The organism is Terriglobales bacterium, assembly GCA_035651655.1.
Classification (GTDB): Bacteria; Acidobacteriota; Terriglobia; order Terriglobales; family Acidobacteriaceae; genus DASRFG01.
This window is the reverse complement of record DASRFG010000023.1, coordinates 382,866-403,608: the sequence shown is the minus strand read 5'-3', so window position 1 is coordinate 403,608 and position 20,743 is coordinate 382,866. Positions and strand designations below refer to the sequence as shown.

General features: G+C 56.6%; 19 protein-coding genes. 14 read left to right on the top strand and 5 right to left on the bottom strand.

Annotation, left to right across the window (positions count from 1 at the left end; all coding sequences use genetic code 11):
* Positions 1 to 3: 3 nt before the first annotated feature.
* The 4 genes from clpX to lysS form a co-directional block, all read right to left on the bottom strand.
* The gene (gene clpX / locus VFA76_10205; protein ID HZR32207.1) at positions 4 to 1,275 is read right to left on the bottom strand and encodes an ATP-dependent Clp protease ATP-binding subunit ClpX; all 1,272 of its coding nucleotides are present in this window, start codon (positions 1,273 to 1,275) and stop codon (positions 4 to 6) included.
* A gap of 114 nt (positions 1,276 to 1,389) precedes the next feature.
* Positions 1,390 to 1,977, bottom strand: coding sequence for an ATP-dependent Clp endopeptidase proteolytic subunit ClpP (clpP, locus tag VFA76_10200; GenBank protein HZR32206.1), 588 nt, complete (start codon positions 1,975 to 1,977; stop codon positions 1,390 to 1,392).
* Between the two features lie 85 nt (positions 1,978 to 2,062).
* On the bottom strand, positions 2,063 to 3,334 hold the full coding sequence (tig, locus tag VFA76_10195; GenBank protein HZR32205.1) for a trigger factor: 1,272 nt from the start codon (positions 3,332 to 3,334) through the stop codon (positions 2,063 to 2,065).
* A gap of 288 nt (positions 3,335 to 3,622) precedes the next feature.
* Positions 3,623 to 5,188 carry a lysine--tRNA ligase gene (gene lysS / locus VFA76_10190; GenBank protein HZR32204.1) on the bottom strand — a complete coding sequence of 522 codons (1,566 nt, stop codon included), beginning with the start codon at positions 5,186 to 5,188 and terminating at the stop codon, positions 3,623 to 3,625.
* 168 nt (positions 5,189 to 5,356) lie between these two features.
* Here lysS and ndhC point away from each other — a divergent pair, with 168 nt between their 5' ends.
* The 13 genes from ndhC (at position 5,357) to VFA76_10125 (ending at position 17,404) form a co-directional block, all read left to right on the top strand.
* Entirely contained in the window at positions 5,357 to 5,713 is a 357-nt protein-coding gene (gene ndhC / locus VFA76_10185) for an NADH-quinone oxidoreductase subunit A (GenBank protein HZR32203.1), read from the top strand.
* A gap of 204 nt (positions 5,714 to 5,917) precedes the next feature.
* Positions 5,918 to 6,394, top strand: a complete 477-nt coding sequence (locus VFA76_10180) for an NADH-quinone oxidoreductase subunit C (GenBank protein ID HZR32202.1) — start codon at positions 5,918 to 5,920, stop codon at positions 6,392 to 6,394.
* On the top strand, positions 6,391 to 7,554 hold the full coding sequence (locus VFA76_10175) for an NADH-quinone oxidoreductase subunit D (protein ID HZR32201.1): 1,164 nt from the start codon (positions 6,391 to 6,393) through the stop codon (positions 7,552 to 7,554). The genes VFA76_10180 and VFA76_10175 overlap by 4 nt, the downstream gene beginning before the upstream one ends.
* On the top strand, positions 7,554 to 8,879 hold the full coding sequence (locus VFA76_10170) for a complex I subunit 1 family protein (protein HZR32200.1): 1,326 nt from the start codon (positions 7,554 to 7,556) through the stop codon (positions 8,877 to 8,879). Before VFA76_10175 ends, VFA76_10170 begins: the two co-directional genes overlap by 1 nt.
* A complete protein-coding gene (locus tag VFA76_10165; protein HZR32199.1) occupies positions 8,876 to 9,385 on the top strand; it encodes an NADH-quinone oxidoreductase subunit J in 510 nt (169 codons plus the stop codon). Before VFA76_10170 ends, VFA76_10165 begins: the two co-directional genes overlap by 4 nt.
* 26 nt (positions 9,386 to 9,411) lie before the next feature.
* A complete protein-coding gene (nuoK, locus tag VFA76_10160) occupies positions 9,412 to 9,717 on the top strand; it encodes an NADH-quinone oxidoreductase subunit NuoK (protein ID HZR32198.1) in 306 nt (101 codons plus the stop codon).
* 150 nt (positions 9,718 to 9,867) lie between these two features.
* Positions 9,868 to 11,997: an NADH-quinone oxidoreductase subunit L gene (gene nuoL, locus VFA76_10155; GenBank protein ID HZR32197.1), complete on the top strand. Its 2,130-nt coding sequence runs from the start codon at positions 9,868 to 9,870 to the stop codon at positions 11,995 to 11,997.
* A 99-nt stretch (positions 11,998 to 12,096) separates the two neighbouring features.
* A complete protein-coding gene (locus VFA76_10150; protein HZR32196.1) occupies positions 12,097 to 13,812 on the top strand; it encodes an NADH-quinone oxidoreductase subunit M in 1,716 nt (571 codons plus the stop codon).
* On the top strand, positions 13,812 to 15,344 hold the full coding sequence (locus VFA76_10145; protein HZR32195.1) for an NADH-quinone oxidoreductase subunit N: 1,533 nt from the start codon (positions 13,812 to 13,814) through the stop codon (positions 15,342 to 15,344). Before VFA76_10150 ends, VFA76_10145 begins: the two co-directional genes overlap by 1 nt.
* Positions 15,345 to 15,369: 25 nt before the next feature.
* Positions 15,370 to 15,618 (top strand): AtpZ/AtpI family protein, encoded by a 249-nt coding sequence (locus VFA76_10140; protein HZR32194.1) that lies wholly within the window; start codon positions 15,370 to 15,372, stop codon positions 15,616 to 15,618.
* Between the two features lie 110 nt (positions 15,619 to 15,728).
* A complete protein-coding gene (locus VFA76_10135; protein HZR32193.1) occupies positions 15,729 to 16,151 on the top strand; it encodes an ATP synthase subunit I in 423 nt (140 codons plus the stop codon).
* Positions 16,152 to 16,196: 45 nt separating this feature from the next.
* A complete protein-coding gene (gene atpB, locus VFA76_10130; GenBank protein ID HZR32192.1) occupies positions 16,197 to 16,928 on the top strand; it encodes a F0F1 ATP synthase subunit A in 732 nt (243 codons plus the stop codon).
* A 173-nt stretch (positions 16,929 to 17,101) separates the two neighbouring features.
* Positions 17,102 to 17,404 (top strand): ATP synthase F0 subunit C, encoded by a 303-nt coding sequence (locus tag VFA76_10125; protein HZR32191.1) that lies wholly within the window; start codon positions 17,102 to 17,104, stop codon positions 17,402 to 17,404.
* Between the two features lie 44 nt (positions 17,405 to 17,448).
* Here the strand turns inward: VFA76_10125 and VFA76_10120 are convergent, their stop codons facing one another.
* Positions 17,449 to 20,028, bottom strand: coding sequence for a HEAT repeat domain-containing protein (locus VFA76_10120; protein HZR32190.1), 2,580 nt, complete (start codon positions 20,026 to 20,028; stop codon positions 17,449 to 17,451).
* 251 nt (positions 20,029 to 20,279) lie between these two features.
* On the opposite strand from VFA76_10120, the gene VFA76_10115 reads away from it, so the two are divergent.
* The gene (locus VFA76_10115) at positions 20,280 to 20,654 is read left to right on the top strand and encodes a response regulator (GenBank protein HZR32189.1); all 375 of its coding nucleotides are present in this window, start codon (positions 20,280 to 20,282) and stop codon (positions 20,652 to 20,654) included.
* Positions 20,655 to 20,743 lie beyond the last annotated feature (89 nt).

Below are 20,743 nucleotides of genomic sequence, written 5' to 3'. Positions count from 1 at the left end.
CAGCTACCCTGCCTTTTCCATCATGGCAATGGAGACATCGCGTTTCTCCACCATCTCACGTGTAACTTCGAAATCCTTCACTCGTTTCTGACCGGGCAGATGGTACATCAACTCCAACATTAATTCTTCTAATATCATACGCAAGCCACGGGCCCCGACTTTGCGGTTCATGGCTTCCCGAGAGATGGCCCGCAAAGCGTCGTCACTGAACCGGAGTCGCACATTCTCGAACTCGAACAGCCGCTGATACTGCTTCACGATCGCGTTCTTGGGCTTGGTAAGAATTTCGATTAGAGCTTCCTCATCCAGGTTGTCGAGTACGCCCACAACAGGCATGCGGCCCACAAATTCGGGAATCAGGCCGAACTTGATCAGGTCCTGTGGCTGGGTCTGGGTGAGTAACTCGGTATCCCGTTTGGCTGGCGCTATCTCGGGCTCAGGCTCCTGGTCACTCTTGAATCCCATAGCCTTCTTGCCGGCCCTTCGGCCGATAATCTTTTCCAGGCCCACGAAAGCCCCGCCGCAGATAAACAGAATATTCGTGGTATCCACCGGTGTGAATTCCTGATGGGGGTGCTTGCGGCCACCCTGAGGAGGAACATTGGCTATGGTTCCTTCCAAGATCTTGAGCAGGGCCTGTTGCACACCCTCTCCAGACACATCGCGGGTTATCGAGGGGTTCTCGTCCTTGCGCCCAATCTTGTCCACCTCATCTATGTAGATGATTCCTGTCTGGGCACGGCCTACATCGCCATCTGCCGCCTGCAGCAACTTAAGGATGATGTTTTCCACATCCTCGCCCACGTACCCGGCTTCGGTCAGGGTAGTGGCGTCCACGATGGCGAACGGCACGTCCAACATCTTGGCTAATGTTTGAGCGAGCAGGGTCTTACCGGTACCGGTGGGCCCTATCAGCAGGATATTCGACTTGGCCAGCTCAACTTCACTGTTGCGCTGGCGATTCATATAGATGCGTTTGTAGTGGTTGTAAACCGCGACCGCCAGCTTCTTCTTGGTCTGTTCCTGGCCAATCACGTACTGATCCAGAAACGCCTTCACCTCTTGCGGCTTGGGCAGGTGATTGGGGCTGGCAGCAGCCGCATGGGTCTCAGTGCGGTCGTCTTCCAGGATGGAGTTGCACACCGCCACACACTCGTCGCATATATACGCCCGGGGATAGTCACTGGGCGATGAAATCAGCTTGGCCACAGCATCCTGCGACTTGTGGCAGAACGAGCAGCGCAAAATCTCGTCGGAACCCGACCTGGTTTTCACGTACTTCTTGCCTCCCTGGCAGCTCTCCGGTTAACGATATCAGCCAGTCCGGAAAGTGCTTGGTTCGCCTTGAGACCTCAACCGAGAAGCCCCTCGGAGAACCGATCTTAACTCTTATCTGGTCTTGTAAATGATATCGTCTATGATTCCATACTCTTTACCCTGCTGCGCATTCATGATGAAGTCGCGCTCAACATCCTTCTCCACCTTGTCCAGCTTCTGACCAGTGTGTTTTGCCAGCAACTGGTTGGTAATCTCACGCATACGCAGGATCTCGCGAGCGTGAATATCAATATCGGTTGCCTGCCCTGAGAGACCCCCCATCGACGGCTGATGGATCAGAATGCGTGAGTTGGGTAGTGCGAGGCGTTTCTTGGGCGATCCGGCAGAGAGCAACAGGGCTGCCATACTCGCTGCCTGCCCCACACACAAGGTCATCACGTCATTCTTGATGTACTGCATAGTGTCGTAAATAGCCATGCCCGCGGTGATCGAGCCTCCCGGGGAGTTGATGTAGAGTTGCACGTCCTTTTCCGGGTCCTCCTGCGCCAAAAACAGCATCTGCGCGATCACCAGGTTCGCGACATTGTCATCAATCGGCGTGCCAATAAAAATAATATTGTCCCGCAGCAGGCGGGAATAGATGTCATAAGCGCGCTCGCCTCGCCCGGTCTGCTCGATGACCATGGGCACTAACATCATTTGTGGGTCTTTCACTTGCACCTTCCACACTTCTGCCCAGCACATCCGGGCAAGTTGGGGGAAAATTCAAAAGCCCGCCCCTTTTTCAGGCGGACTGACGATATAGAAATTCGAGGGTCTTCTCGTTGCGGAGTCTAATTCGGATTCTATCGAGGGCCCCATCACGTGTCAAACGTGCTCGCACGCTCTCTACCGGTTGTTTTGCCTGACGTGCGATGGCCTCTAGTTCCGCGTCAACTTCCGCATCGATGACCTCTATGTGCTCGGCCTCCGCGATCCTCTCCAGCAACAAAGACGCCTTTACCTCGCTGAGCGCCCGATCCCTTTGACCGGCCCGCAGCCGGGCAAAATCCATCTTCTTCATGTCCTCGGTGCGCATCCCCTGCGCCGCCAGGGCCCGCAGCCCGCGATCGAGCCTCACGTCAATCTGCCGTTCCACTAAGGCTTCTGGAACTTGAAATTCGTGGCGGCGGACCAGCTCATCAACCAGCTTTTCCTTGGCCTCGTGCTCGGCGCTATGTTTCTTGTCGGCCTCCAGGCGCTCCCGAATCTTCTGCCTGAGCTCATCAACGCTGGCGAACTCGCCTACTTGCTTAGCGAACTCGTCGTTCAGCTCGGGAAGGTTCTTCTTCTTTATTCCTTGTACCGTGACGTTGTAGGTAAAAGTTTTGCCGGCCAGGCGCTCGTCCCCAAAATCCTGTGGATATGAGACCTCGAAGGAACGTTGTTCACCCGCAGAAGCACCGCGCAGATTCTCTGAAAACTCTTTCACCGTGCTACCGCCACCGATTTCCACCAGCACATCATCTACATGCATGGGTTTAGCGTCGGATTCTTTAGGCACGCCGTCGAACGACACCTGAGCAAAGTCGCCTTCCTCCAGCGGACGACCCTCAACCGGAGTAAAACTGGCCTGCTGCTCGCGAACATTGTTCAGCGCGGTTTCAACTTCTTCGTCGGAAACCGCCACATCCGGTTTTTCGACCCTCATCTCCTTGTAGCCGGAGACTTCTAGTTCGGGCAGCACTTCAAAGCTTGCTTTGAAACGCAGCGGCTCGCCCTCCTGGATATGAAGGTCCGTCACCCGAGGCTGAGATACCGGATGCAGTCCCTGCTTCTGTGTCTCCTGGCGGAAGTATTGCGGCACAAGGGCCTCAACCACTTCGCTCTTCAGGTCTTCAGCAAAACGCTGGCGGATGATGGTGGCAGGCACGTGGCCACGACGGAAACCGGGAAGGCGAGCCAATTTCTGATATTTCTGGATCAGGGTCTCAGTCTGTCGAGTGACAACATCGGCCGGAACTTCAACTTCAATTTCCCGTTTGCAGCTGTCGTTTGCTTCGGTTGAACTGGCCAAAATGTTCGCTCCACTTTGAATATTAAGAGCTTGAGGATGGCGGGGTCAAACCAGCAGGCTGTGAAAACCAGCCATTGGTAATCATTCTAAGGAGTTACTCGGGGACTAGTCCTGGGGTCATTCAACCCGAAGTCACTTACGACCAATGGATTTGCCTGGATAGGCCCATTTGGGGGGCGAGATTTACGGTCGAGCTGCGCTCGCCAGCACGGGCGAGGGCGCCTGTGCCTACGCAATTTATAGACGCCAGGAGTGCGTACCACTCTTCCCAAACTTCAGTTCTGGAATCTACCCACTCTTCTCTGTCTTGGACGACACCGCCTGCTCTGCCTCTTCCTGCTGCTCCGGGCGGAGCAGAGGGAACAAAATCACATCTCGGATGGTTGGCGAGTTCGTCAGCAACATGGTCAGGCGGTCAACGCCGAGTCCAACGCCACCCGTGGGAGGAAGTCCGAAGGAGAGGGCGCGTATGTAATCCTCGTCCATGCGGTGAGCTTCCTCGTCGCCGCGCTCTCGCTCCCGCAGTTGTTGGTCAAAGCGGCGGCGCTGCTCCTCGGGATCGTTCAGCTCGCTGAAGCCATTGGCGATCTCCATGCCGCCGGCGAAAATCTCGAAACGTTCCACCCACTCCGGTTCATCGGCTTTGTTCTTGGAGAGGGGCGATATGGCGGCAGGGAATTCGTAAATCGTGGTCGGCTGGACGAGGTGCTCCTCTGCCACCGCTTCAAAAAGGTCGGCAATAGTTCTGCCGAGTGGCGCAGCGGGATCATAGGCCATGTGAGTGTGGACTGAATTAAAACGCTGTACCATAGCAGCGACGTTTTCGGACTTTGCAAAATCCGCAACCTGAGGCTTGGCCCCGGCCGCTTCCGGCCAATACTTGATAATCGCCTCGCGCATGGTAAGCCGCTGCCAGCGCGAGCGGTCGAAATCCAGTTCCGAATCGCCGAAATTGACCTTGGTCCCGCCGGTCACATCGCGCGCCGCTTGCTCGATCAACTCTTCGGTGAACTGCATCACCACACGGTAGTCGGCGTAAGCTTCATAGAATTCCAGCATGGTGAACTCGGGATTCCAGCGCCAGCCCAGGCCCTCATTGCGAAAATTGCGGTTGATCTCGTAGACCCGATCCAGGCCGCCGACAGTCAGCCGCTTCAGGTAGAGCTCGGGCGCGATGCGCAGGTACAGGTCCAGATCGAGCGTGTTGTGATGAGTGACGAAGGGCTTGGCCACCGCGCCGCCCGCAATGGGCTGCATCATCGGTGTTTCCACTTCTACGTAGCCGCGCGACTCAAGCGTTCGTCGCAAAGATTGCACCAGCTTGCTACGCTTCAGGAATACCTCACGCACCTCCGAGTTCATGATCAGATCGAGGTAGCGCTGGCGATAGCGCAACTCGACATCCGTGAGTCCGTGCCATTTCTCCGGCAGGGGCAACAGGTCCTTCGCCAAGAATGTAATTTCGTCCACATGGATGCTGAGCTCGCCCGTACGGGTTCGGAACAGGTATCCCCGCACCCCGATGTGGTCGCCGAGATCGAGCAGCTTGTATAGCTCGAAACCCTTCTCGCCTACCGCATCTTTCTTGACGTAGATCTGCAGCCGCTCTCCGCCTTGCTGCAAGTGGGCGAAGCCTGCCTTGCCCATCAGACGTATCGCCATGATGCGGCCAGCAACACTTGCATCCACGCGTTGTTTTTCAAGTTCCTCTGCGGTGGTTGTCCCGTATTGCTTCAGGATTTGTGGAATGGTCTGCGTGAACTCGAACTTGCGCGGATAAGCTTCCTGCCCCAGGGCTTCGATCTGTTGCAGCTTCTGCCTGCGCAGTTCGTAGATTTTTTCGTCGAGTGCCACGGGAGGGGATTATAAATGGATTGCATTTGTAGGGCGGACACTCTTGTCTGCCAGATGTTCGCGGGCAGGAGTGCGCGCGCTACACCATTTTGGCGCGCACGTTGAATCTCGCGCCCGATAGGCGGTATAGTGGGCTGCTCTGAATTAAGCGGCAGAGACCCGTAACCTATGCCCTCGAATTACGTTCCGATCTTCATATTTATTGTGGTTGCCTTCGCCATACCCGCGGTGACTCTGGTCATCGCCAAGCTTGTCCGGCCGGAGAATCCGGAGAAAGCCAAGCTCATGCCTTACGAGTGTGGCATTGATCCGGTGGACAACGCCCGTGGCCGTTATACCGTTCGTTTTTATATTGTGGCCATCCTGTTCGTGATCTTCGACGTGGAAACCATCTTCTTGCTGCCTTGGGCAGTGCTGAACAAAGCTCTAGGCAAGTTCGGCCTCCTGGAGATGGGCATCTTCATCGGCATCCTGGTGGTCGGTTATATCTGGATTTGGAAGAAGGGCGCGCTCGAGTGGGTGTAAGCCGATCAGTCTGTCCGTTGACACTTGGCCACTTACGCTGCTAAAAGTTAGGGTACTTTTCGTCGAGTCTCAGCCGCTTGAACCCAGCAAATCGGCACCGGTATGCCTGACGAACCTAAGGGCAATGTCCCTTCCCCGCCGCCTGCGGCTGCTGCGCCTCCCAAGCCCACTGGGCCAGTCCCAGTGCCGTGGAATTCAGAACTTGTGACGAGGCTGAAGCAGCGCCACGTGTCGGGTATTCACGAGGCAAGCACCTACCTCGGACAAGATTACATAGTCGTCGAGCGGACTATCGCTTATGACGTCCTGCTCGCCCTGCGAGACGAAGATGAGTTTGATTATCTGGTGGACGTCACTGCAGTTCACTACCCGCAGCGCGAGCAGCAATTCGACGTGGTATGGATTCTTTATTCTTTCGCGCGCAACCAGCGCATTCGGGTAAAAACCCAAATCACCGAAAGCGAGAGCGCGCCCAGTGTGGTCACCATCTGGAGTGCGGCCAACTGGCTGGAGAGGGAAGTGTTCGACATGTTCGGAATCACCTTCGATGGCCACCCCGATCTGCGTCGCATTCTGCTGCCGGAGGGCTGGAAAGGATATCCGCTCCGCAAAGATTACGGAATCATCCAGCAGGACCAGGAATGGGTAAAGATCAACTTGGGTATCGAGAGCGGGCAATGAGCGACTCCCCCTCCACCACACCTCCTTCCCACCTGGAACTCGGCGAAGCCGCCGAGCATACTTTTCTCGACGCCAACGAGCTTATTTTGAACATGGGGCCGCAGCACCCTTCCACCCATGGTGTGCTGCGCGTCATCCTCAAGCTGGATGGTGAAAAAGTTCGCGGTACCGAGTGCGTGATTGGCTACCTGCATCGCGGGGTGGAGAAGATTGCCGAGCACCGCACCTACACCATGTTCAACCCCTACGTGGACCGGATGGACTACGTGGCCGCGGTCTCGAACGGGCTGGGATATTGCGAAGCCGTCGAAAAGCTGCTGAACGTAGAAGCGCCGCCGCGGGCGCGGTACATTCGCGTCATCCTCACCGAGCTCAACCGGCTTGCGAGCCACATGCTCTGGCTGGGAACCCATGCCCTTGATATCGGTGCCATCACGCCATTGTTTTACACATTTCGTGACCGCGAAGAGATCCTGAAGATTTTTGAGAAATACTGTGGCGCCAGGCTGACGACGCACGCCTTCCGCATCGGCGGCTGCCTCTACGAAACATACGAGGGTTTTGAGCGCGAGGTGAAAAAGTTTGTTGATTTCGTAACTCCAAAGATTGACGAGTACGAGGAACTGCTTACTACGAATCGTATTTGGCTGGAGCGCACTCGCGGCGTGGGTGTAATTTCGGGCAAAGATTGCATTGACTTGGGCGTCACCGGGCCGGTGCTGCGTGCCAGCGGCATTCAGTGGGACATCCGCAAAGCCATGCCTTACGCCGCCTACAGTGAGCTTGAGTTCGATATTCCCATTGGCACGAATGGCGATACCTACGACCGGTACCTGGTGCGGATCGCCGAGATGCGACAGTCATTGCGCATAGTCAGCCAAGCTGTGGACAGGATTCCAGAAGGGCCGATCATGGCCAAGATTCCCAAGGTGATGAAGCCCCCGGTGGGAGAGATTTACCACTCTATTGAGTCACCCAAAGGCGAGCTCGGCTACTTTATCGTGAGTGACGGTTCCACGCAGCCTTATCGGGTGCGGGTTCGGCCGCCTTCATTTGTGAACCTGCAGGCGCTGGAGAAGATGGTACAAGGACAGATGGTCGCCGACGTCGTCGCTGTGATCGGCACCATCGACATTGTCCTGGGCGAGGTGGATCGCTGATGCTGGAGTACATCACCAGCTACCTCAACTCGAATGTCACACCTGGGCAAGCAGGGAACTACATTTGGGCCCTGATCTACATCCTGCTCATCTTTCTCGGGATCTCTGTTGCCGTCATCGCCATGAACTGGCTGGAGCGCAAGGTGCTGGCGCACATGCAAGTGCGCCTCGGTCCCATGCGGGTGGGCCCCCATGGATTGTTGCAGCCGATCGCTGACGCGTTGAAGCTCCTTATTAAAGAAGACATCATGCCCGACCAGGCCGACAAGATTGTGTTCTGGCTGGCGCCGGTGACGGTGGTGATCACCGCGTTCACCGTCTTTATTGTGATCCCCTTCGGGCCGACGCACGCCGTCACGGACATGAACATCGGCGTGCTGTTCATGCTGGGAGTGTCATCTCTCGGCGTGCTCGGGATCATCATGGCGGGCTGGGCGTCCAACTCGCATTACCCGCTGATGGGTTCGCTGCGTTCCAGTGCGCAAATGGTTTCCTACGAAATTGCCATGGGACTAGCCGTGGTATCGGCGATCCTGATGACCTCGTTCAACGGCTGGGGACTGTATAACGCTGGCACCAGTGCGAATGGCGTAGGCACGTTGAGCATGATCGGAATTGTGCAGGCGCAGCAGGCCCAAGGCGCATGGTTCGTCTTTAAGTTTTTTCCCTTGGGGCTGATCGCCCTCTTCGTCTTTGCGGTGGCGATGGTTGCGGAGACGAACCGTGCTCCGTTTGACCTGCCCGAGGCCGAGTCTGAGCTGGTCGCCGGATTCCACACCGAGTACAGTGGTTTCCGCTGGTCGCTCTTCTTTCTTGCGGAGTACGCGGCCATGATTGCGGTCTCATCAATTGCGGTCACACTATGGCTGGGAGGATGGTTGAGGCCGTTCTCTAGTTGGCACGGGCCGCAGGTGACGATCCCGGGATTTTGGGAGCAGCCCAAACCGCTCGGCGGCGCATTGGATCTCGCATTTTCGCTAGTGCCGGCGCTTACATTTTTTGCCCTTGCTCTGTTCGCATTTATCGGTACCAAGCGCATGCCCAAACACCCGCTGTTCAAAATCCAGACAGCAGGCCTGGCTGCCTTTGGCGCGCTGCTGGGCGCGATCGGACTGTTGCTGCTGGCCCCGCCGGTGCGCGATCGCGTTCAGGATATTTACTGGTTTGTCGCCAAGGTGTCCGTCTTCATGTACCTCTATATCTGGTATCGCGGCACTTTTCCTCGCTATCGCTTTGACCAGCTCATGAAGCTGGGGTGGAAGGTCATGCTGCCTCTCGGGTTGGGCGTGCTGGTCCTGACCGCCATTGTGGGGGTGCTGGCATGACGCCGGTGGCCACTACTTTCTTTTTTTATTTTCTTTCCGGCCTGGCGATCATCAGCGGGATTCTGGTGATTACGCGCAAGAATCCGGTGCACTCCGCCCTGGCGCTGATTTTTACCTTGCTGGCGCTGGCGGGACTCTACCTGATGCTTTATGCCCCCTTTGTTGCTGGCGTGCAGGTGATCCTTTATGCCGGCGGCATTATGGTGCTGTTCCTGTTCGTGATCATGCTGGTCAGCATCGAGAAATCGCAACGAGAGGCGCAATTTAATAAGCAGTGGCTGGTGGGAATTGTGGCGACTACCGCGCTGGGGGTGTTGTTTGTGTTTGCCTTCACTCGTAGCCAGTCGGTTTTTCCGGACCGCATGATGGAGCTGCCGGAACAATTGAATACACAGCAAGTTGCGGTATGGCTGTACGGCAATTACATGCTGCCGTTTGAGATTGCATCGCTGCTGCTGCTGGTGGCAATTATCGGCGCGGTGGTGATGGCCAAAAAGAGAATCTGAGAGCACCGGCCACTGGCAACTGATTTATGGTACCGATCACAACATTGCACTACTTGATCACCGCTGCAGCGCTCTTCGTGCTGGGCACGATTGGTGTGCTCACGCGGCGCAACGTGGTGATCGTGTTGATGTCCATTGAGCTGATCTTGAATGCGGTAAACCTGAACCTGGTGGCATTCTCCCGGTTGTATGGTCTGCACGGGCAGGTGTTTGCAATTTTCGTAATTACTGACGCCGCGGCAGAGGCGGCGGTCGGCCTGGGCATTTTGATTGCTTTCTTCCGCAACAAAGAAACGGTAAATGTGGACCAGGTGAATTTGCTCAAGTGGTAGAAGGCAGGTTCAAGTTTCCGGTTCAGGGTTTTAGTTGCAAGTTTCGAGCAGGCTCTGAATGGCCGTTTGCAGCTCAGAACTAGAAACTAAGAACTTGAAGCTGGCGGCTAAGAACTAACAATCGAACTAGAAACTGAAAACTGGGTCTAAATGTTCTTTCTGGAACACATCTGGATCATTCCGCTGGTGCCGGCGCTCGGCGCCGCGCTGATGTTTTTCTTCGGCTGGAAACTGCCCAAGCCAGTGGTCAGCACTATCTGCGTGGGCGCGGTAGTGATCGCGTTCCTTCTGGCTTGCGGTGCCGTCTGGCAATACACCAGCTTTGCGCAGAACCACAACGGTGCTCCCTTCGAAAAAGTGATGTACACCTGGCTGGGCAGCGACACCGGCCACCTCACGTACGCGATGCGCGACGGCCGCCCGGCCGAGTTTAAGGCCGAAGCTGGATTCCTGCTCGACCAGCTCTCTTCTATTTGGCTGCTGTTTGTGACCGGCGTTGGAATGCTGATCCATATTTATTCGGTCGGCTACATGACGCATGAAGGCGGCTATTATCGCTTCTTCGGCTACCTGAATCTATTCATGTTCTCCATGCTCACTCTCATTCTGGGGAACAACTACGCCGTCCTGTTCGTTGGCTGGGAAGGTGTGGGTCTCTGCTCTTACTTGCTGATTGGATTTTTCTTTCACCGCCATTCCGCCAGCACAGCCGCCAACAAAGCCTTTATCGTTAACCGCATCGGCGACGCCGGCTTCCTTCTCGGCATGTTCACCATCGCCTGGTATTTCGGCTCGGTGCGATTCACCACCGTGACAGCCCTTGCCCGCAGCGGCCAGTTTGCGATCGGCGATGGCGTGATCACCGCCGCTACGCTTTTGCTTTTCGTGGGCGCCTGCGGCAAGTCGGCACAGCTGCCGCTTTATGTCTGGTTGCCGGATGCCATGGAAGGGCCAACGCCGGTCTCCGCGCTGATCCACGCCGCCACCATGGTGACCGCAGGCGTGTACATGGTGGCGCGCTCGAATGCGCTATTTGTTCTGGCGCCGGAGTCGATGAAAGTCGTGGCCATCGTCGGCGCGCTGACCGCGGTTTTCGCCGCCTCCATAGGCTTGGTGCAGAACGACATCAAGCGCGTGCTGGCTTATTCCACGGTGTCGCAGCTGGGATACATGTTCCTGGCGCTCGGCGTGGGCGCATTCGCGGCCGGCGTGTTCCACGTATTTACCCACGCCTTCTTCAAGGCGTTGTTATTCCTGGGCGCCGGCTCGGTGATACACGCCATGAGTGGCGAGCAGGACATGCGCAACATGGGCGATCTGCATAAGCGCATTCCGGTCACACACTGGACAATGTTCATTGCCACGCTGGCAATTGCCGGCATCTTCCCGTTTGCCGGCTTCTTCTCGAAAGACGAGATCCTGTGGCAGGCGTGGACGCGTGATAAGAACGCTTACCACCTCTTGTGGGTCATTGGCTGGTTTACCGCGGCTATGACAGCGTTCTACATGTTCCGGCTGATGTTCCTGACCTTCCATGGCCGTCCGCGCATGGAGCACGAGGTCGAGCACCACATCCACGAGTCGCCGCGATCAATGACTGTGCCGCTGATGATCCTGGCGTTCTTCTCGCTATTTGCGGGATTCCTGGGATGGCCGCACAGCTTGGGCGGCTCAGACCGGTTTGCCGAGTTTCTGAAGCCGGTGTTTTCGCCGACAGCGCGAGTCATGACCGCCGAAGGCGAAAGCGCTCAGGTGACCGCCGGATTAAAAGAAGAAGAGCACACCAGCGGCGCTGAGTATCTTCTGATGTTTTTGTCGTTGGGAGTGGCCGCTGGTGGCTGGGCTCTGGCGTGGAAGGCTTATCGCCAGGCGGACCGCGGTTACGGCGAGCCGATTGCGAATGCCGCGCCGCCGATATATCAGGTCCTCTACAACAAGTATTTCGTGGATGAGGGCTACGACTATCTATTTACCGGCCGCCGCAAACTTGGGGGCGTGCGGTTAGGCGTCATGGGTTTGGGCGAGGCTTCGTCAGAATTCGACAAATACGTGATTGACGGCACGGTGAATGGCGCGGGATGGACGACACGCGCTTTCGCAATTCTCTCGACCCTTTGGGATAAGTATGTCATCGATGGTGTTTTGGTAAACGGCCCGGCGATTCTCTCGCGCATGCTTTCGTATCCCGCGCGCCTCGTGCAGTGGGGCTTGGTGCAGTGGTACGCGTTCGTGATGGTAATTGGACTGGTGGGATTTATCGCGTGGTACACGGTCAGATAGGCTCAGTACTCAGTATTCAGTACTTATGGAGAGCGGCACGCCCGCGAGGTTACTGGGTACAGGGTACTGAGTACTAGGTACTGAGAACTGATTCTAAACATGCAAAATCACATTCTTTCGATCATCTTGTTTACCCCGCTGGTGGGCGCGTTTCTCCTGTTACTGGTTCCCAGCGCGAACAAGACCGCCATTCGCTGGATCGCAAACCTCTTTGCTCTGGCTGGATTCCTGGTTTCGCTGCCGCTGGTGCCCTGGTTCTGGGCACAGCGATTCGAGCCGGGATGGAAGTTCGTAGAGGGCGCGCCCAACAACTGGATACCATCCATCGGTGCCGGATTTTACCTGGGTATTGACGGCATTTCCTTCCTGCTGATCATGCTCACGACATTATTGGGATGGATATCAATTTTCTCTTCGTGGACGGCGATCGAGGAGCGCGTCAAAGAATATTACGTCTGGTTTCTAATATTGCAGACCGGCATGCTGGGTGTCTTTATGGCGCTCGACTTCTTCCTGTTCTTCGTCTTCTGGGAAGCCATGCTGGTACCGATGTACCTGCTGATTGGTATCTGGGGCGGGCCGCGCAAACTCTACGCCGCCATCAAGTTCTTCTTGTACACGCTGCTCGGTTCGGTCCTGATGCTGCTGGCAATTCTGTTCCTATATTTTAACCACCACACCATCACCGGCGTGTACACCTTCAGCATTCCCGAGCTCTATAAAACCGCGCCGCAGATTCCGTTCCATTTCGCAATCTGGCTTTTCCTGGCATTCTTTGTGGGCTTTGCCATCAAGGTGCCGATGTTCCCCTTCCACACATGGCTTCCAGATGCGCACGTGGAGGCGCCTACAGCAGGCTCGGTGATCCTGGCGGGAGTACTGCTGAAAATGGGGACGTACGGCTTTATCCGGTTTTCACTACCGTTCTTTCCCAGTGTTGTGACTCATCCTAAGGTGCGCGCCTGGATGATCGGGCTCTCGATCGTCGGCATCATCTATGGCGCGCTGGTTTCGCTGATGCAGAAGGACATGAAGAAACTGGTGGCATATTCGTCAGTCAGCCACCTGGGATTTTGCACTTTGGGAATTTTCGCGCTGAATCCGCTGGGTCTGAGCGGCTCAGTGCTGCAGCAGATCAACCACGGCATTTCGACGGGAGCGCTCTTCTTGATCGTTGGCATTCTGTACGAGCGGCGTCATACCCGAGAGATTTCCGAGTACGGTGGGATTTCAAACGTAATGCCGGTCTACGCTGCCATCACTATGATCATGTTTCTCTCCTCCATGGGCCTGCCGCTGCTGAACGGGTTTATCGGCGAGTTCACAATTCTGCAGGGTGCGTTTACGGAAAATCGTGCCTGGGCAGCATGGTCGGTTCTGGGAGTGATTCTGGCCGCGGCGTATTTACTGTGGCTTTACCAGCGAGTCTTCTTTGGACAGGTCACCAACCCAAAAAATGAAAAGCTGCGCGACCTGACTCCACGTGAGCTCTTCTATTTCGCGCCGCTGGTACTGGCCGCGTTCTGGATTGGCCTTTATCCCAAGCCGTTCTTTCAGATTCTTGAACAACCAGTGAATCAACTGGTGCAGACAGTGCGGCCAGGATATCCGGGGACCGCTCCGGTGCAGGCGAAGGCGGCGGAATCTCGCAATACTCCCATGCCTCCGGCTCTAAACGCTCCTGCCGTGACTGCTCCCGCTGTGCCGCCGGCTGTCCCGGCCGCAGCGCGGCGAGGAAAGCCAACCCAGGCGCGGATGAGTTCTCCGGCGACGGATGACACCCAAACTGCAGCTGAAGTAGAAGGGAATCGCTAGTGCCGATCGCGCAGTGGTTTTCGACGGGCGACTATCTGTTGGCGCTGCCGATGATCCTGCTCGCCCTTTTTGCGCTGAGCATTCTCCTGATTGATCTGATGTTGCCCAAAGAATGGAAGTCGGCGAATGCCTGGACCGCTATGATTGGTTTGGGTTTCTCCACTGCAGCAGTCCTCCGCATTCACCTGGCCTACATGCGGGCCGGTCAAGGCGTGTTGAGTTATACCGGCTTCATCGGGTCATTGATGGTAGACCGTTTCGCTATCTACTTTTTCTATTTGTTCCTGGGCGGGGCGGCAATCGCCATCCTCATGTCGGCCCACTATCTAGAGGTAGAACGCGAGAACCACGGCGAGTTCTATGCTCTGATCCTGTTTTCCGTGATCGGCATGATGTGCATGGCAGCGGGATATGACATCGTGCTGATCTTTATCGGCCTGGAGCTGATGGCCATTTCCACTTACGTGCTGGTGGGATTCCTACGCGGCGATCGGCGCTCCAATGAGGCGGCGCTGAAGTATCTGCTGTTAGGGGCCTTCTCATCCGGAATTTTTGCCTACGGCCTATCTCTTTTCTATGGCCTCACGGGAAGCACCAACCTGCAGCAGATCGGCGAGCGGTTACAGACGCACATGCGGGAGAATCCGCACGATCCTATCGCCATCATAGCGCTCGTCACCACCATAACGGGACTTCTGTTCAAGATTGCCGCCATTCCCTTCCATCAGTGGGCGCCGGACGCTTATGAAGGCGCGCCCACCAGCGTTACCGGATTCATGTCCGTGGCCGTGAAGTCGGCAGGCTGGGCGATGCTGCTGAGGATCCTCTTGAGCGGCCTCTATGCTATGCGGCCGATTTACGTGCCGCTGCTGATGTTCGTTGCCATTGCAACCATGACCGGCGCCAACCTGGCCGCGCTTACCCAGAATAATCTCAAGCGCCTGCTGGCTTACTCATCGATTGCTCATGTTGGCTACATGCTCCTGGGGCTTCTCGCCGGCTCGCCCACAACGCCGAGCGCGACCGGAATCAAGGGCATCCTGGTGTACCTGCTGGTGTATACCTTCATGAACCTGGGCGCGTTTGCGGTGATCACCTCATTACGACGTCGCGATGTAATCGGCGACGAAATTGATGACATCGCGGGCCTGATGACACGCGCTCCTGCGGAAGCCATCCTGATGCTGATCTTCCTGCTCTCGCTGGCCGGAATTCCGCCACTGGCAGGCTTTTACGGGAAGTACTTCATCTTTCTCAGCCTGATTGAGACCGGCCACTACAAGCTGGCCGCATTGGCTGTGCTGTACGCGGTATTCGGGCTGTACTACTACATGCGCATTGCCAATGCCATGCTGATGCGCAAGCCGGTAGACTCGCGGCCGCTCTCGCTCAGCCCGGCGATGAGCACAGCGATCTGGGTCACGGCTTTTGCTACAGTCGGAATTGGCCTGTTTCCGGACTTCTTCATTCGGGTGGCGGAGTGGTCGCTCAATATAGCTCAGCCAACGCCGCTTGCGGCGCTGTTTCGCTGAGGTGGGCCGTCGCGAACCTCGCTCCATGCCGGAAAATCCAAAACTCGAAGAGCGGGATAACAAACAGGGAGACCGAAATTTTTGGCTGCAGCTTGCACGCTATAGCCAGTTGGCGTTCGTCCTGCCGGCGGCCACATTCGTGGGATGGCTGATAGGCGTAGCGCTCGACCACTGGCTCCACACCGGCTGGCTATACCTCGCTGGGCTGCTGCTGGGTATTGCCGCTGGATTTGTTGAGTTGATCCGCACGGTCATCTCGTCAGAGAAGCAGTAACCCGTGGGCACCGTCGCCCTCGCCTCTGCTGGCGAGCAAAGGTCGCCCGGGCAGCCGGGGGCGGCGACGCAGCCATTCACGACCGGCGCTCTTCCCCTATCATGTACTTAATGACGTCTACTGCTACCGATGCTGCCGAGACCTTCTACGACGGGGCGCTTGAACGCATTCGACGTTTCATGCTTCTTCTCGGAACTGTGCTTAGCCTGGCGTGTTGGCTTCGATTTGGCGGCCGGGTGGCGCTCGGGTTTGCCGGCGGGTGCCTGATTGCCTACGTTAATTTCTATTGGCTCAAGCGCGTGGTCAGCGGGCTGGCCGACCGGGCCACTGCCTCCGGCGAGCGGGTTTCAGGCAGCGGAGTGGTGACGCGTTTCCTGCTGCGTTACTTTTTTATGGGGCTCGGGGGCTATGTTATATTCCAAATATCCCGCGCGAGTCTTTATGGGCTGCTCGCGGGTTTATTTTTGCCTGTTTTGGCGATTGGATGCGAGGCAGGGTACGAGCTCTATGTGACTCTGCGTAGCGGCTTGTGATCAAATTAGCTGTGCGAGTTCAGCCACAGCTCAGATTTTTTCCTCATGCCAGAGCAACTTTGGTTTACTGAAATTCTCAATCGGCTATTCGCGGGGCCGGTGGACGCCCTGCTAAATGCCATCGGCATACATCCTGAGTACCCTCAGGCGCCCATCAGCAACGCGGTCGCCATGCAGCTCCTGGTAGTGCTGTTCCTTTTAGCATTTTTTTTGCTGGTACGGAGCCGACTTTCCGTTGATCAACCCCGCGCGCTTCAGCACATCGTTGAAGGCACCGAGGATTTCGTCACTAATCAGAGCAGCGAGATCATCGGCCACCATAGCGAAGGTTTCACCGGCTTTCTGGTTGCGCTGGGACTCTTCATTCTGATTTCCAACCTCCTCGGTCTTATACCTGGATTCGAGTCCCCAACCGCGGTACCCACAGTCCCTCTGGGATGTGCCCTTGTCGCTTTTTTCTACTATCACGTCCAGGGTGTGAAGCGGCAAGGACTTGCCTACTTCAAACATTTTGCCGGGCCAATGCTGGCGCTTGCGCCGCTGATGATACCCATCGAGATCATCAGTCACCTCGCGCGCGTGCTCTCACTCACCATTCGTCTTTATGCAAACATGTTTGCCGGCGATATGGTGACGCTCGTGTTCTTTTCACTGGTTCCGGTCCTGGTTCCGGCGCTCTTTCTCGGGTTGCACATTGGAGTTTCGTTGCTCCAGGCTTATATCTTTGTGCTGCTGACCACGGTGTATCTGGCGGGAGCGGTGGCGGAGGAGCATTAGAACAATTCTCAGTTGCCAGTTCTCAGTTCTCGGCACTGACAACCGACCGGTGGGAACTGGCAATTGAGCACTGGCAACTGATCACTGTTGTTCAAGCCATCAGCGTGAGGGCGTCTGTACGAGGATGACGTCAACCACCCACTGACGGCAATTCATACGAAGGGAAAACCACCATGCGTACTTTGAGTTACTTATTCCTGGCGCTTTCCGCGTTGTTTCTGGTTGCGCCAGCTTATGCCCAGGGTGGGGCGTCTTCTCCCACCAATTGGGTCGCGATCACCGCAGGCTTTTCCATGGCCATTGCTTCTGGCTTGTGCGGATTAGGCCAGGCGAAGGCCACGGCGGCATCTGCGGAAGCGCTGGGGCGTAATCCTGCGGCACGACCCGGCATACAGCTCGCCTTAATTTTGGGATTGGCGCTGATCGAATCGCTCGCCCTTTACACCCTGGTTATCATTTTTGCGAAAGTGAAATAGCGACAAGCTGGTTGCCTCTGCTCCGGTGCGGGGCAGAGGCTTTCCTAATTGAGGATCGCTGGTATTGCCGGAACCATGCGGTGCAGTTGGTCTGAGAGCAGGCGGCGCAGCTTCGAACGTTCGTCCAGTTCCATGTCCACAATTTCGAAGCTGATTTCGCCTTGACGAGCACGTCGCAACATCACTTGGCTGCGAACATGGCGAAGGCCGAGTTGCAGGTCCAGGCTGGCCTCGGATCCCAGGCGTAAGCTATCGTCTTTATCAGCCAGTCCACCGCCCATGCTTAATTGCCGGATCACCAGGTCCGAACGTCCCCATGAACTGCTGGCCACGCCCGCCACGGTGCGCTCGGGCACAATTCGCTCATAACGCCGCTGCCGCGCCCAGCTTGATTCTTGGGCATCCAGCGGCAAGAGTTCAAGATCGTCGGCAGTAAAACCACATTCTTTAAGCAGGTCCGGGCCACAGCTGGGTTCGATCTTCAATAAAGCCTGGGCTGCGGCGACTCGTAATTCGCGGGGATGGATCCATTTCCACATCTTCTTGGCTTCGATCAAGTTGCACAGCAGGGGAAGCGCGCTATGGTCGCGCAAGCGTCCTAAAGCTTCGATCGCTTTAAGCCGGATAAAAGGTGAGCGCGATTCCGTGGTGCCCTCGCCAGCCAGCACGATGAGCGCAGGGGCTAATGAGCGGTCCCCGCTAAAACCGATTTCATCCAACGCCTGGGGCAGGACTAGCGGTTCCAGCACGTCCAGCAACTCCATCAGAATTTGGCCGCGCTGGGGCGCGTTGCTCAGCGAGATCTGACGCACGATGATGTCGTGATACAGCCGATTCCACTCGCGCATGCGGGCGGGGAGCAATTCCAGAACTGCAGAGTGGTTGATGCGGCTCAGTATGCCAACGCTCGCGGCTGCTTGTCGGACCGGTCCCATGCGCAAGAGCTGGCGCAGATGTGTGCTCGCCTGCTCGCCCACCTGTTCGATCAGCTCCACCATGCGGTCGCATTCTTGCCGGTGATTGCAACGCGAGAAGCGCTCGGCAATCTGTTCCGCGGCTGAACTGGGCGCGTGCCGTAGAACTTCCAGCAAGTCTGCCGGTATTTGCGGCAGGCGAAGCGCTTCTTCGATGAATTCGGCCAGGCGATTTTCCACACCTACGCGTGGGCGCAGGTCCTGGGCCAGAACCGGCCGTTTTTGTTCGACCTCTTGCATGGAGGAGAGAACTTGGCGCACGGCAGTAAAATTGCGTCGTGTGCTCGCCTCCTGGCTCAGGCGAACGAAAGCAGCACTCAGCAAGCTCTGAGCTTCCAGTTCGTTTTCTTCCCGCAGCTGGTCGGAAACCCGGCGAATGGCATAAGCCAGCACATCCCCGCCAACGGCGTTGTAGACATCGGCCAACTGGCTAAGGCCGGTCGCTGTCTTGCAGCGAGATTCCAAATCGCGGCTGGCCACGCACTCGCAATAATTTCTCAAAACCTGGATCGCAGTCTCCTGGTCCGGGCGCTGCATCAGGTCCTCTACGTAGGAACGCACGTTTCGCGCGGGAACACAGGGCGCGTCGGGAGACATCAACACGCTGCGTTTGCCCGACTCCGGAACTTCTGCCCAGAATTGCCGGTCCAGGATATCGGCATGCGATTCCACCAGCATGCCGGCGCGGCTCATTTTCTCTTCGTGGACGCGCAAAACCTTGCGCAAAGCCTCCATCTGCTTGCTCATCCGCTCGAGCATCTCGTGCACGGCATTCACCCGCACGTCGCCGCGCTGGAAGCGCTCGAGCGCAAAGCGTATGGCAAGGTGCTCGGCAGCCTTCATCAGCAGTACCGAATCCGGGGCCGTGCCTCCGGGGGTTTGAGCGGCTGCTTTGTCAAGCATGTCACGCAGTGCAGCTTTAAGTTGCGGGTCCGCTGCGCCCGAAGTTTCTGACTTACCATCCTGCCCTTCCTGCGAAAGCTCTCCAAACTTAGTTAGGAGGCGGATGCCCTGAACCACTTCGTGCTCTTGTAAAGGAGCGACTGCCGGGGCGAAGGCTTGTCCGCTTTGTCCCGCGCCTACGCCTTCGGGCCCCTTGGCGCCTTCCGCGGCGGTAATTAACTGAATCAACTTCTGTGGATCGCTCAGCCACTCCTTGAATTCCGGTCCCAGATTTTGAGCGGCGATCTGCGCGGCAAGCGGGATCTCTCCCGCTGCTGGGTCGTGGGCTACGAACCGTACCTCGTTGACCTTGATCGTGCTCTCGCTTTCGTCTCCGAGCGCCGCCTTGATCTGCTCCGCGACAGCTTCCGCCTTGGAGCCACCGGTAGCAAACGCGCGTACTAACCGTGAGAAATCGTTAACTTTGACGCCTGAGGAGAAATGCAGGCTGGCAAGACCCGCTGCAGAGAGCAGTCGCGCAAAGCTCTGCTCCGCCTGGCCGCTCTCCAGTGGAATTCCGTCCAGCAATAGCTTGTCTCCGGAGACTCCTAGCAGAAATCCAGATTTTCCATTCGTGGGTAATGAGGATTGCAGTTCCTGCCAAGCAATGCGGAACTGGCTGTTCGTGCGCTTATGGTCAAAGCCATACAGCCGAACATACTTAACCAAGATGTTAAGGCTGTGGACGAAGACCCGCGCTGCCGCCATTCGGCTATCCGCATTAGTATCAGTAATGATGGGACACCCCTCGCTGCCTTAAGCCTAAGGCCATATGCCGGTAAGTGCATCATTACGAAGGTAATTGCGAGGTGCCACGGTTGGACACGCTTGACATAACACCCTCGGGGGGAGAGCGCGCTTCAATCCGCCCAGAATTCTCAATTCCAACAGCTAAGCCCACCCTCAAAATCTGCCGCTCCCGATATAATGTTCGTTCGCCTAGGAAAGGGATCGTAAGCATGAACAACCGGGTCAAACCCAAGGTCCTGGTGGTTGACGACGAACGGGTGATTGCGGATACCCTTGCCATCATCCTGAACCAGAATGGCTTCGAGGCTTTGCCCCTTTATAGCGGGCAGGATGCCATTGACCGCGCGCGAAAGCTTCGTCCCAATCTTCTGATCAGCGATGTGATCTTCAAAAATGAGCCGATAACAGGCATTGATGTAGCCATCGAGGTACGTCATTCCGTTCCTGGCTGCAAAATACTTCTCTTTTCCGGGCAGGCGGCTACCGCAGATTTGCTGGAGACAGCCCGCGCTCAAGGCCACGAGTTTGAGATACTCGCCAAACCGGTACACCCTCAGGATCTGCTCGCGAAGCTGGGACAATAAGAAAAAAAACCGGGCTGGTTGGCCCGGTTCTGGGATTGTCGTGTGAGGATGCGGTTACATCGCCGCGCGACGCCCAAATCAGAGAGCGA

Bases quoted from the DNA above. Each gene is read 5' to 3' on its own strand.
- clpP (HZR32206.1), bottom strand. From the start codon at position 1,977: ATGATGTTAGTGCCCATGGTCATCGAGCAGACCGGGCGAGGCGAGCGC.
- ndhC (HZR32203.1), top strand. From the start codon at position 5,357: ATGCCCTCGAATTACGTTCCGATCTTCATATTTATTGTGGTTGCCTTC.
- VFA76_10175 (HZR32201.1), top strand. From the start codon at position 6,391: ATGAGCGACTCCCCCTCCACCACACCTCCTTCCCACCTGGAACTCGGC.
- VFA76_10170 (HZR32200.1), top strand. From the start codon at position 7,554: ATGCTGGAGTACATCACCAGCTACCTCAACTCGAATGTCACACCTGGG.
- VFA76_10165 (HZR32199.1), top strand. From the start codon at position 8,876: ATGACGCCGGTGGCCACTACTTTCTTTTTTTATTTTCTTTCCGGCCTG.
- nuoK (HZR32198.1), top strand. From the start codon at position 9,412: ATGGTACCGATCACAACATTGCACTACTTGATCACCGCTGCAGCGCTC.
- nuoL (HZR32197.1), top strand. From the start codon at position 9,868: ATGTTCTTTCTGGAACACATCTGGATCATTCCGCTGGTGCCGGCGCTC.
- VFA76_10150 (HZR32196.1), top strand. From the start codon at position 12,097: ATGCAAAATCACATTCTTTCGATCATCTTGTTTACCCCGCTGGTGGGC.
- VFA76_10140 (HZR32194.1), top strand. From the start codon at position 15,370: ATGCCGGAAAATCCAAAACTCGAAGAGCGGGATAACAAACAGGGAGAC.
- VFA76_10135 (HZR32193.1), top strand. From the start codon at position 15,729: ATGACGTCTACTGCTACCGATGCTGCCGAGACCTTCTACGACGGGGCG.
- atpB (HZR32192.1), top strand. From the start codon at position 16,197: ATGCCAGAGCAACTTTGGTTTACTGAAATTCTCAATCGGCTATTCGCG.
- VFA76_10125 (HZR32191.1), top strand. From the start codon at position 17,102: ATGCGTACTTTGAGTTACTTATTCCTGGCGCTTTCCGCGTTGTTTCTG.
- VFA76_10120 (HZR32190.1), bottom strand. From the start codon at position 20,028: ATGGCGGCAGCGCGGGTCTTCGTCCACAGCCTTAACATCTTGGTTAAG.
- VFA76_10115 (HZR32189.1), top strand. From the start codon at position 20,280: ATGAACAACCGGGTCAAACCCAAGGTCCTGGTGGTTGACGACGAACGG.